The following is a 12,815-nucleotide window of genomic DNA, read 5'->3' as shown; positions in this document are numbered from 1 at the left end:
AGAGTAAAAAATGTACTAAATAAGAATTTCAAAAAACCAAAAAGATGATGAGCAACTCAGAATTTGGAAGTATTTCATTTGATTTACCAAAAAACCAGTCAAATGTTATCAAAGTAATAGGTGTAGGTGGAGGTGGTAGTAATGCTATCAACCATATGTTTAAACAAGGTATTAAAGGCGTAGATTTTATCGTTTGTAATACCGATTCGCAAGCACTACAGAACAGTTCAGTGCCTAATAAGATTCAGTTAGGTATGAATTTAACAGAAGGTCTTGGAGCAGGAGCAAATCCTGATGTAGGACAGCAGTCTGCTATTGAAAGTATTGCCGATATTGAAAAAATGTTGGATCGCGGTACTAAAATGGTATTCATTACTGCTGGTATGGGTGGAGGAACCGGTACAGGTGCTGCTCCCGTAATCGCACAATTAGCAAAAGAAAGAGAAATCTTAACAGTGGGTATCGTGACAATTCCGTTTCAGTTTGAAGGGAAAGTACGTCAGGAGCAGGCACTTTTAGGAATCGAAAAATTACGTAAACAAGTTGACTCGTTAATCGTAATTAATAATAATAAATTAAGAGAAGTTTATGGAAATCTTGGTTTCAAAGCTGGATTTTCTAAAGCAGACGAAGTTTTGGCAACAGCCTCAAGAGGTATTGCTGAAGTAATTACACACCACTATACTCAAAATATCGATTTACGTGATGCTAAAACAGTTTTGGCAAACAGTGGAACGGCTATAATGGGATCTGCGGTGTCAGAGGGTGAAAACAGAGCAAAAGATGCAATTGTGTCTGCATTGGATTCTCCATTGTTAAACGACAATAAAATTACAGGAGCCAAAAACGTATTGTTGCTTATCGTTTCTGGATCTAACGAGATAACACTTGATGAAATCGGAGAAATCAACGATCATATTCAGGCTGAAGCAGGTTACAATGCTAATATTATCATGGGAGTTGGTGAAGACGAAACTCTTGGTGAGGCTATTGCTGTAACTATTATTGCAACTGGTTTTGATGTTGAACAACAAAACGAAATCGTTAATACTGAGCCTAAAAAAATCATTCATACGTTAGAAGATGAGCAAAGAAGTGTTCATAATTTAACCAATAAACCACTTACTTCTTTTGATTTAAATGCTGAAACACCTACTGCAAAATCTGAAGAAAAAGTTGTTTTTGATTTAATGGAAGATACGGTTGCTCCCGTAGCGCAAACTCCAGTTGCTCCAGTAACAACACCAACAATCAATCAGGAAGAATTAGTGGTAATGTCTGAGTTCATTAAAAACCTTGATGTTACTTTTGAAATTGTTTCGCCAATAACAGATATTGATTTTAAAATTTCAACTCCTGAAGTGCAAACGTATCAGAAAGTGGAGCCAGTTCAACAAAGAACTTTTGAAAGAGAAGAACAAACAACTTTTTCATTTGATTTGCCTCTTTTCAGATCAGAGCCTGAAGTTAAAAAAGAACCGGTTGCTGAGCAGGAAAAGAAAATTTTGTTTGAATTATCAAACGAAACACGTAATATTAAAGTAAATGATCCGGTTTCATTTGTACCGGTAACAGAACTTTCTGATAACGGAATTATCAAATATTCGTTAGAAGAATATATGGAAGTAGAGAATGATTTAATGGCTTCAAAACCGGTTGAAAAAGTAATCGAGGATGTTGTTCCTGAGGAATTAAATATTACTTTGAAATCAAGAGCTGATTTTGCAAGTCAGGCAGATTTTACAACAACTTCTGAAGTTTCTCCGATGGAATTGACAATTGAAGAAACATTGCGTTTAAGAGCTGAAGAAAGAAGAAAAAAACTAAAAGAATTTAATTATAAATTCCATAATAATGTTTCAAGAATTGACGAGTTGGAAAAAGAGCCAGCTTACAAAAGACTAGGAATAGATTTGTCTAATTCTCAGTCAAATAACAACAATTCGAGAATTTCGGTAGGAACAGATAGTAATAACGATTTACAATTGCGCTCAAATAATTCATTTTTGCACGACAACGTAGATTAATTTTGCAATCATAATATTAGGGTAACCCGAAAATTGGATTTAATTTTCGGGTTATTTTTTTTATCTTCGCACAGAATTTAGAAATTTGACTTCTTTAATAGGTTTTTAAAGTGAATCTTATTGTTGGTTTGAGTCTATTCGGCTTCGATCAGAATAAATTAGTCAAGAACAAATTCCAAATTAATATAGCAATAGATAAGCATAGCTTATTCAAATAAAAAATAAAAGATGAGTTTACAAACACAAATCATGGAAGAGATTAAAACTGCCATGAAAGCAAAAGATACTGTAGCGTTAGAATCTTTAAGAGCAATTAAATCGGAATTATTATTAGCTTCAACAGCTTCAGGATCTAAAGAAGATTTATCTGAAGATGAAGAAATAAAATTACTTCAAAGATTAGTAAAAACACGTAAGGAGAGCGCAAGAATCTTTACAGAGCAAAATCGTCCTGATTTAGCTGAACCAGAATTGGCTCAGGTTGCAGTTATCGAGAAGTTTTTACCAGCGCAGTTAAGCGAAGAAGAAGTAGAAGCTGTGATTGCAAAAATCATTGCAGAAACAGGTGCTTCCGGAATTGCATCAATGGGTAAAGTAATGGGATTAGCATCTGCTCAATTAGGAGGAACTGCTGAAGGAAAAACCATTTCTACAATTGTGAAAAAACTATTATCATAAAATCACAATAATATAAATTCCAAATTTCAGGTTTAGCATTGGAATTTGGAATTTAAAAAATTGAAATTTAAATAAACTGACCTCGTAGTTCAACTGGATAGAATATCAGATTTCGGCTCTGAGGGTTGGGGGTTCGAACCCCTCCGGGGTCACTATAAAAATTGAAAGCCTGCAAAGTGTATATTTTGCAGGCTTTTTTTTTATGGTTCGAAAATCCTTAGTGATTTCTTTAATTTTACAAAGTCTCAATGTTTGCAAGTACTTTTGGTTCGAATCCCATCAAGGATTTTGTTTTTTCTGCATCGATTATCTAGTTAAAATCATTCTTAGATTCGTCTCTTTTTTAAGTTCAAAGTCACGATTAACGTCTTGGTACTACAGTGGGTTTGGCACTAAATTAAGCCCATTATTATGACTTGTCAAATCATCCAAACACAAAACCATTTTTCCATTAAGCTTATTGCCTAAATCCGTAGTAGCTGTTGGGTGCTGTTTTTTATTCTTTCGTAAATTTAATTTGTTCACCGCCTTGAGATAAAATCATTGTCTTGTCTATCGGATTAAATTCAAATTTCGCTCCTGCTTGGTCAAACTTAAATTTGTCTTTTTCTGTTGCTTCAAGAGAGAATGCTGGCTGTCCTGTGCCTTGTGCGATTAAAGCGTTTCCATCTTTTGTAAATGTAATTTTTAATGGAATTTCTTTGGAAGCATAAACGCCCAAATATTTATTAAAATCTTCCGAAGTCAAGTTGTATGTTGTGAAGACAGGTATATCGTAAGGTTTGCCGTAAATTGCACTTAAAACAGTAATAGAAATATCATCCATATTTAACTTTGTTCCGTTTGTAATTAAAGCATACGAAATTTTGTCGTCTGCGAAATGAGAATAAACTGAACTAAAGCCATCAATTCCGCCTCTGTGTCCATAGCCGATCTTGTCATGGAAAGGCATTTGAAACAGACCAATTCCGTAACCATCTTTAACGGATTTCATTATTTCAAGACTTTCAGGTTTTAAAAGTTTTCCTCCAAACAAGGCGTCTGCGAATTTTGTCAAATCACTTGGCGTGGAAATTATTGCCCCTGCACCTAATGGAATTGTAAAGTCGGTTTCGGTCACTGCCTTCCAGGTTCCTGTGAAGTTGTATGATTTGCATTCATTGTTGTTTGTATTGATTTTTCCAAAAACATACGTATTTGTCAAACCAAGAGGCTTTGCAATATATTTTTGCAATAAATCAGAATACGATTTTGAAAAAGTTGTTTCTAGAATGTAAGTCAAAAGCACAAAGTTTGAATTGCTGTACTCTGCTTTGCTGTCCGGCTCGAAATCGCTGCCTCCTTTTGCTATAATTTCAAGCATTTCTTTTTCTGTTTTTGGCTGTGTGTTCCAAGTTAGATATTCATTGTCATCTGTGAAATTGTGTATCCCGCTTCTATGGCTAAGCAACTGTTTTATAGATATTTTATCTGCGTTTTTTATTGTTGGAAACCATTTGTAAATAGTTTGGGTTAAGTCCAGTTTTTTTTCTTCAGTTGCTTTTAAAATCAAAACTGCTGTGAATGATTTAGAAATTGAACCAATTCTGTATTTTGAATTTTTGGTTGCTTTAATGTTTTTTTCAACGTCTGCAAATCCAATTGATTTTGTGTAAATGATCTCACCATTTTGTGAAATTGCTACACTTCCCATAAACTTGTCGTTTTCTTCAAGTGCATTGAAGTAATTGTCTAATTTTGCTGTGTAATTTGTTTGAGCAAATCCGATTTGACATAATGTCAAAAGTAGTACTGTTGTTAAGATTGTCTTTTTCATTATTGACTTGTTTTTATCGTTTACGGGGTGCTATGTCTGACAAATGTCAGTATTTACTTGTTTTCAAAAATAGTTTTTTTATTTTATAAACCACCAAGCGGACTTTTATTTGTTGAATACTTTTCGTATTAAAATTAATATGAATTTCGTTGCTCTTGCTACTTTGATGAATTACGGGAACTTGACTTTAACTAATAATGATATTAAATTCAAATAGCAAAATTACGCATCACCCAAAATCTTTAAATCTTCTAGCAAATGGTTCGAATTCTGTACTGTTAAGGTTACTGTAGAAAAAAAGCCTAAGAATATTGATTATCAGGCTTTTTTTGTGGCTAGAATTCCTTTGTTTTTTATTGGAATAAATAGTAAAACAGAATTTGGTAAATAAATCATTTTAAAAATAAGATTATTTCAAATTATAATTATAGGTTTACAGGTATTTCTGCCAAGAGAAGATATCAGCTTTATTTAAATAATGGACAACACAATAAATTATTATCCAACTAAAAGTAAACTAATTTTTATAGACGATTTGCATGCTTTGCAGTATGGAGTTTATTATAATGCTCTGCCTTTCACCGGAATCAGAGAAACTATCACCGCTAAAGAATATAGGAGAAAAACTTTTGTAGATCGAAGATCACATGGAATAGAATTTACAAAATGTGAAAATTTTTTCACGGTTATTGTACACTTATGCGATCAAAGCAGATATACTTTTCAGATTTTCAAAAGAAATCCTCAAGAATCTGATTTTGATTTTCATACAGCATATGATTTAGATACCTTAGAACTTATAATGGACTATAAGCCAATTGAGAATGGTAAAAGGCGTCATTATGAAGGATATCAATTTACTCGAGAAGATCTTGATTATAATAATATAATAATGCGCAATTCTGACGTTTTGCAGATTTATATTGATAACAGGGAAACTTTTTATAATATGGGTTTATTTGTACACTCTTATTCGTATTCAAATAACCCTTTTGATCTTACTCGGGAATTAAACGAAGCGCGAATAGGAAAAGCGGTATATGCTTATGTAGTTCAGGAAAGTATGAATGAAACATTAGGATATACAGTTGAAGATGATTTTATGGAAAAATATGTTTTTCAAAATGAAATTGCTGAAAAAATTATCAAGGTGGACCAAATTCAGTATCCAATAAAATATATCGCGGGTGTTAGTGTGGCATACAATGACGTCGAACAAAAAATGGTTTCAGCAGTAGTAATAATGGATGTTGAAACGCAGGAAATTGTTGACCAGGCATTTTCTGAAACAGAAGATGTTACATTACATGTTCCTGATTTATTTGCGTATAATGAAGTCCCTTCAGTCATAAAAGCATTTGAAAAACTTAATATAAAACCCCAATTAATTTTTTGTGATGGGCATGGTATTGAGCACCCTAGAAATGCCGGATTAGCTACTCATTTGGGAATTGAATTAGATATTCCAACAATTGGATGTCCAAAGAAAAGGCTTGTTGCATATTATGAAAAAACTAATTTAGGAGATTTTAGAGGAGATAGCGAAGAACTATGGTTTGATGATAAGATTGTGGGCAAAGCATTACGAACTCAGGAGAACAGTAATCCGCTTTATGTATCTATTGGACATAGAATAAGTTTAGAAACGGCAATTGACTGGGTTTTAAAAATAACTCCCAATACTCGAATTCCTATTGTTGTGCAAGAGGCTATTAATATAACAGAACAACTTCTGCCGCAAAGAATTAGATATGATTTTCTGGATGATGAGGAAAACAAATATGGAATATTAATATAAAACTCCTTAGCTATTTTTTAATCATAGTCCGTTAGAATCAATTTTAAACAATTTGATTTAAAAGCAATAAGTTATGATCTATAGTAACCGGTTCTTTGATCACTATAATCCAAAAAAGTAAATAACAAAGAGGCTCTATTTTTCCTTTTTTACAAGTATAAATTTAGTTATTGCTCTTAAAAACGAAATTGTTAATTTCTACAATATCTTTAACTTCTGTTTCAAATAAAAATTTTGAGTACAAAGGGTTTTCTTTAGATACATCGACTCTATAAAATTTATTTAAAATGTCATTTTCATCCAGGTCACTATTATTTCTGTTTTCTTAATTTTAATAAATTAATTGCTTCAGCTATTTTAGCATCACTTATGAGCTTTGTTTCCTTGTTTTTTGAAATAGAATTTAAAAAATCTAACGGTAATTCAATAGATACAGTATCAACATAAAAATAAAGATAACTAGGCCAGATCCAATATCCATCTGTTAAGTAACTAACTCCTCCAATTATAGAATTATCATCTTTTATTAATGAATGTACTATGTGCATTGTAACAGCAATTGGAGTTCCGTTTTTCAGATAATTAAGAATTTTTTCTTTGTCATGGTAATTAAATCCAGTTTTATAATCATGAAATCTCTTATCACTTAATTCGTGATTATATTCTTTAATGACACCAATTAATTCCATATATTTTTATGCAGTAGATTAATAGTTTTTTATTTCTCAGATCGTTTAATAAAGTTTTTAATTAAAACAAAAACTGAAAACAAAAAAACAATTATATAAATAATAGCCAGTGCAGGTTTCTCAAATTTTAGATTCTCAAAATCGAACTGTTTAAACAAAGTGACGCCTAAAATGATTGCGATAACCCAAAAAGCAAATAATAAAGGTTTTTTATTTTCCATGTTTTTAATGTTTTACGAGTGTAACTTATAGCTTATTTTTAATATATGTGATTTTTACTACTAACGAATATAGGAAATAATATGAAATTTTTATTGGGTCAAAATTTTAAAAGAGCGCTTTTTTAGTTTTTGTTACGCTATTTGTTTTTCTTTTGTTGTTTACATTATTTGAAGTCCATGAACTGGAGCATAAGATAAATTACTTTTTTACTTAAGCTCTGTGAAGTATTAGGCAGTTTTGCATTTGCATCACAAATTTTAGTAATTCATGGTGTTAAGAAAATAACTTAAAGACAGATTATATTGAAAATGCAAAAAGGTTTAATCAGTCATAATGTGCTGATTAAACCTTTTTTGCCTTGAATTAAGATGAGTATTTTAAATCGCGATTTCTGCTAAATTCTGATTCTCTTTTATTTTTCCTAACTGAATAGTTTGCAGTTTTCTTTCGGTTACACCATTTTTAGTGATGTAGATTTCAACCATAACAGTTGTAGGTCCGTTTTCTGTTAGTGCACTTTCGCCATAATAATTTGTTTTAATAATGTAGTTGCCTTTTACAGCGTTTCTCAGTAAATATTGTTCAGGACCATAACCCTGAGTAAAATCTTTAGAGAAACGTGCACCAATCTGAGTATCTCTATGTCCGTAATAGCATTCTTCATCTGTAGGTTCTATAACATGCAGATCAATATCAGTATCCATTTGATTCCAGTTTAAGATGATTCTCACATCAACCGGCATTTTGTTTAAATATTTTTTATCCAGTTTGTCAGTTTTGATTTCTTTGTGCTGTTGCATCATTCTGTTCAAATCCATCAAAATAATGTCTTCAACACCAGAATATTGTCCGCTCATTTCTCCATAATAATTTACTTCCAATGCCTTAATCAATTCATCAAAACCGGCCTGATATTGTTTGTTATCTTCCAGAGTTAAACCTAAATCTCTGTGCGCCTGTGGTTCCTGTTCTCTCCATTTTGCCACTTGTTTTGCTGCAAATAGAGCATCTTCATAAGCTTCCCATTGGCGTAGTAAATAAGTTAATGATTTGTACAACTGATGGTTTTCTAATCCTAAATCGGCAATATTACTTAACACAAGCAATGCTTTTTCTTTATCGCCATTATCATAGAAATGATTGGCAACATCAAAATAAAAACTTGGATTATTAACCTGATCATTTCTTAACTCCAGATACAATGCATACTTTTTATCTTTTGGCGCATTAGCCAAAGCTTTAAGATAAACACGATCCGGATTCCATTTGTTGATTTTAGTTTTATCGGCACTAAAATAACCGACGTTAGCATCATTCAGTTCAAGATTATCATCTTTTTTATCTTTATTCTTAGCATTGTCATCAGAAGAAACATTAGCATCAGAAATGGCTACTCCGGCAACTTGTCCAGCCAAAGCTTTTTGAGCATTCATCACTGGAGCAGCTATGCTTTCTGCTCTTACCATTGTGACAGATGCTGATACGCTTCTTTTCACTGTTCGCTGATCACTTTCGTCTTCTTCTTCACGTTGATCGCGACTTACTCCGTATGCAGTAACAACTACCGATTCTAATTGGGCGCCAGATTCTTCAATTAATGTAATGTTGTAATTTCGAGCTCTTCCAATTGTAATTTCCTGAGTTTTCGTTCCAATAAAAGAAATTACCAATTTTTCGCCAGAAACTGCATCAATTCCAAATCTTCCGTCAAAATCGGCCGTGGTGCTGCGACGAGTACCTTTGATAGTAATAGTGGCTCCGGGCACTGGTTGTCCATCAGAAGCGAAATGTACAGTACCACGTATACTGCCTGTAATTGGCGGTGTGTTGTTTGTGTCTGTTTTGACTTTTTTTAGTTTTGGAGCGGCATATTTTGTATCTGTATTCCACCAGGTTAAAAGCTGTTCGTAATAGCTCGCAACATTTTCCCAATTGCTGTATTTTTTAGCTTTTGCAGCTTCAATTTGTTGTTTCATTGCCTTGTCAAATTCCTCTCTTAATTCAGCTGGCGGAACAATTTCGTACTGAATATAATCGTGCAGACTTTCCAATACAATTAATGAGGTGTTTTGCGTTGCGATACCATATTTTTTCCCCAGTCTTTCAATTTCATCCTCATTGTCTTTATATTGAATTTCAAGATTGGCAATTTTCTTTTGTGCCCAAAGTTTTTCAATGTTAACTTCATTTGAAGTTGAATTGGAAGCCTGAATATGAATTGTTTTTTCTAAAACAGGTTTTTCGTCATAACCAAAAAGCAATACAACATCATTCGTGTTTTTTAATGAAATTCCGGCAACACTAAAACTTCCTGAAACAGGTGTACCTGCCATTGGATATAAATCGGTTACCATATAATTTTCTTTTATACCTAAAAACTTCAGGCTTTGGTACATCAATTTATCAGAAGCTTCAGTCGCTTTAAGCTGATTCAAATTAATGAAAGTTCCGCCAGTTTTTATCGCATTAAAATTCAGAAAAGCATAATCAGATGAAATAGAGGAACTTATTGTATAGATAGGTTTTTTTGTATTTGTAAAAATGTTACTGCTTAATGAAGACAATCCATCAGTGAAAAATAAATATTCATCATGAACCGGAAGTTTGATTTTAGAAAAACGGGTTCCACCATCATAAACAACAGTTTCTAAAGCCAGTTTTAAAGCAGTCCAATCTCCGTTTTTAATGGTATAAGTGTTTTTCTTTTCAAAATTATAACCGGCAAAATACAAGTTGACTTCAACATTTTTTAAGGTGCTAAAATAGGTATCCAGCAATTGCAATTCTTTTTTAAGATTACGGTTTTTGCAACTTAAAGATACATCCCAGATTAAGCCAATTGAATTTGGATTTTTCTTAAGTATTTTGGGATTATCCAAAATTGTATTTGCATAAAAGTAATGCTGATTATCTTTGCTTTGTACCACAACACCAGGTATCTCTGCGCGAATTGGAATAATAATCTGTAACTTATCATTTAGCAAATAATTTTCTTTCTTTACGGAAGTTACATACGATTGATTGCTGTTTTCGAATGTTAAAACACCTTCGGTAGTAGAAATAGAAGGTTCGCCAATAGCGCCAAGAACAGCGACATTCAAATCAAATAAATCTAATTTTCCGGAATAGCTGCTTAACATTTGATACGATAAATGGGTCGCATCAAAACTGCTCAGCTCCTGTTCGTAGCCAATAATTACAATACGTTCCTTATTGGGCATTAAAGGATAAATTCGGGTTTTAAAATTATTTCCTTCTACTTTTTCAAGTAGTCCCGGATCAACTCGTCTGTGTTCCACAGCTTCAAAAACCTGTTTCCCTTTATTTTTATTTACAGGAACAGCTTCGCGCATTTTTCCGTTAATATCAATTGCATATCTTGAAACTGAAACACCTTCAGGAAGCGGAAACAGTAATTCGGCTTCCATTTGTCGATTTGTACCGTTAAAAAAGTGCATTTCGGTTGTGGTATACGCAATATTGCCCACAATTTTTACTGAAACTTTAAGCTGATTCAGACGTACCAATGCCGAATCTTTGCCTTTTACATTTAATTTTGGGCTTTGAGCCTGAGTAAAAAGGCCAATACAGAATAGCGAGATTAGAAAAATGTTTTTCATAAAATACAAATTTTAGTTTTTTAGCAAAGGGGCTATACAACTATAGAGTTTGTATTTTACAGAAAGGTTGGGAAGAGCTAGTAAAAAAGTTTTTCAGATTTATTTTGTTTGGATTAATTAATTTATTTTTAGGTTTTTAAAGCGGAATTAAATTTTCTATTTTTTAAACTTCTAAAATCCTTAAAGAGGATTTTAGAAGTTATTGAGACACTGATTTTCTAAAAATAAACTCTTAGTATATTAATTGGTGTTTTCTAAAAAAGTATCAATATAATGTACAACTAGATTTATATGCTCATGATGAGGAGCATGTCCTGTTTGCGGTAAAACAATAAGTTGTGTTGTAGGCAATTGTCGTGTTAAAGGATACCAGTTTTCGGCAGCAAAACTAATATCGTGATCTCCGGAAATTACTAAAATAGGAGTTTTGGTTTTTTTAAGCTGTTCTTTAAAATTATCTTTGTCCTCTGCGGCATTTTCACCACCTTTAAAATACAATTGAAAAACTTCCATTGTCGATGGAATTTTAGAAATATCAATTCTTTTGGCAATTCGGTCATGTGAGGCTTTAGCAGCTTTTTTGCTGGCCTCAGACAAAGGTTCGAAGAAAAGTACGATCTCATCATCAAAATCATTAATTGGTTTTAAGGCCCGATCAAGAAAAGCTTGTTCAAGCGGAACCACTCTTTTGCCCGGAGGCCCTGTTCCTAACAAAACTGTTTGAGTAACTAGTTCTGGAAATAATAATGTTGCGGCCTGCGTCACCAATCCGCCATAGGACCAGCCCATGAAAACAGCTTTTTTAATTTTTAGAAAATCAGCAAGATCCTTTACGTCTTTGGCTACTTCTTTAATAGCTGTTGGCAGCATTCCTGTCGAATATCCAATTCCTGAATAATCAAAAGTGATCACTCTGTATTTCTCGGCAAGTAAATCCAAAAATAGCGGATCCCAGGTATCGATTGTTCCTCTAAAACGGTTAATTAAAATAATCGGATTTCCTTCGCCTATAGATCGATAAGCAATTTTTCTGCCTGGTAAATCAGCAAACTTGGTTTCTACGTTTAAAGCGTTTGTTTTCTGTACATTCATAATAGATTAATTTATTGCAAACATCAAAGGATAAATTGATTTTAGATCTTCCTATTTTTGAGTTTCGGTTATTAATAAGTAAAATGAGAACGTTTTTAAAAACTTTTATTCTTCTAATATTTTTTCAGTATCTACAGCATTATTTTCCTGATATAATTTTTGCCCTATTTTGCCCTGATCGCCTAAAGCCCGGCCCTTTATGAGCCATGCAATTCCAAAAGCAAAAAGAGCAATTGCTTCAAAAACTAAGGTTGAAAAGGAAAAAAGTTTTAAATATCCGGAAACAGGAACCATAATTAAAGCTCCAAGAATTAAATAACCACAGACTTTATATATATTATTTTCGTTTAAAATGCTTTTTGGAGCTCCCGTTTCGTTTGCCTGACCAATTGTAAAAACATTTATAGCAAGCAAAGCTAAAATCAAAAAGAAAATACCGGCAAAGCCATAATGAAGCCAACCCAGCCAATTTTGTGTTGATGGAATAAAAGTGTAAATTTTTTGTGAAATGTCTGTCGGATTTGTGGGAACGAGTGCAACGCCAATAGCCATAATTCCGGCAATATTAGTGAGTAGATTGTCGTTTTTCCAGACAGAAGTATTTCCGTGACCTTTATACCGAATCAGAAATAGCCCTACAGCGCATAAAGTTCCGGTAAAGATTTCTCTTAAATTGGTATAATAATAATCACTTATAGAAGGTTGTACCTGGGTTTGAAAAAAAGAAATTAAAGAAAATCCAACCAAAAGAATGGGCAGACTTATACCCAAATACCCAATTGCACGTCTTATGCGTCTGTAGGTGAAAATATCATAATTTTCAATTTTGATTTCTTTTTTATCCATCCTTTCAACATTGCATTTGTAGAAGGA

The 12,815-nt window shown here is 32.8% G+C and carries 9 protein-coding genes and 1 tRNA gene; 4 read left to right on the top strand and 6 right to left on the bottom strand.

What is annotated here, in order from left to right; genetic code table 11:
• Positions 1-44: 44 nt before the first annotated feature.
• The 3 genes from ftsZ (at position 45) to OLM51_RS19005 (ending at position 2,857) form a co-directional block, all read left to right on the top strand.
• Positions 45-2,027 (top strand): cell division protein FtsZ, encoded by a 1,983-nt coding sequence (gene ftsZ / locus OLM51_RS19015; RefSeq protein WP_264552151.1) that lies wholly within the window; start codon positions 45-47, stop codon positions 2,025-2,027.
• Positions 2,028-2,255: 228 nt separating this feature from the next.
• Positions 2,256-2,705: a GatB/YqeY domain-containing protein gene (locus tag OLM51_RS19010; RefSeq protein WP_264552150.1), complete on the top strand. Its 450-nt coding sequence runs from the start codon at positions 2,256-2,258 to the stop codon at positions 2,703-2,705.
• 78 nt (positions 2,706-2,783) lie between these two features.
• Positions 2,784-2,857 (top strand) — tRNA-Arg (locus OLM51_RS19005).
• A 344-nt stretch (positions 2,858-3,201) separates the two neighbouring features.
• Here the strand turns inward: OLM51_RS19005 and OLM51_RS19000 are convergent.
• Positions 3,202-4,521 (bottom strand): serine hydrolase domain-containing protein, encoded by a 1,320-nt coding sequence (locus OLM51_RS19000; protein ID WP_264552149.1) that lies wholly within the window; start codon positions 4,519-4,521, stop codon positions 3,202-3,204.
• Positions 4,522-4,999: 478 nt separating this feature from the next.
• Here OLM51_RS19000 and OLM51_RS18995 point away from each other — a divergent pair, with 478 nt between their 5' ends.
• Entirely contained in the window at positions 5,000-6,319 is a 1,320-nt protein-coding gene (locus OLM51_RS18995) for an endonuclease V (RefSeq protein WP_264552148.1), read from the top strand.
• A 311-nt stretch (positions 6,320-6,630) separates the two neighbouring features.
• Here the strand turns inward: OLM51_RS18995 and OLM51_RS18990 are convergent, their stop codons facing one another.
• The 5 genes from OLM51_RS18990 to OLM51_RS18970 all read right to left on the bottom strand — a co-directional run bounded on the left by OLM51_RS18990 (position 6,631) and on the right by OLM51_RS18970 (position 12,788).
• Positions 6,631-7,008, bottom strand: a complete 378-nt coding sequence (locus OLM51_RS18990) for a hypothetical protein (RefSeq protein WP_264552147.1) — start codon at positions 7,006-7,008, stop codon at positions 6,631-6,633.
• A gap of 29 nt (positions 7,009-7,037) precedes the next feature.
• Positions 7,038-7,229, bottom strand: coding sequence for a hypothetical protein (locus tag OLM51_RS18985; RefSeq protein ID WP_264552146.1), 192 nt, complete (start codon positions 7,227-7,229; stop codon positions 7,038-7,040).
• A 378-nt stretch (positions 7,230-7,607) separates the two neighbouring features.
• A complete protein-coding gene (locus OLM51_RS18980; RefSeq protein ID WP_264552145.1) occupies positions 7,608-10,850 on the bottom strand; it encodes a VIT domain-containing protein in 3,243 nt (1,080 codons plus the stop codon).
• Between the two features lie 240 nt (positions 10,851-11,090).
• The gene (locus tag OLM51_RS18975; RefSeq protein WP_264552144.1) at positions 11,091-11,942 is read right to left on the bottom strand and encodes an alpha/beta fold hydrolase; all 852 of its coding nucleotides are present in this window, start codon (positions 11,940-11,942) and stop codon (positions 11,091-11,093) included.
• A gap of 105 nt (positions 11,943-12,047) precedes the next feature.
• Positions 12,048-12,788 carry a hypothetical protein gene (locus OLM51_RS18970; protein ID WP_264552143.1) on the bottom strand — a complete coding sequence of 247 codons (741 nt, stop codon included), beginning with the start codon at positions 12,786-12,788 and terminating at the stop codon, positions 12,048-12,050.
• Between the last annotated feature and the right edge of the window lie 27 nt (positions 12,789-12,815).

This window comes from Flavobacterium sp. N2038, from assembly GCF_025947185.1.
GTDB lineage: Bacteria > Bacteroidota > Bacteroidia > Flavobacteriales > Flavobacteriaceae > Flavobacterium.
The sequence above is the reverse complement of the archived record's forward strand: the minus strand, read 5'-3'. Positions and strand labels throughout refer to the sequence as shown.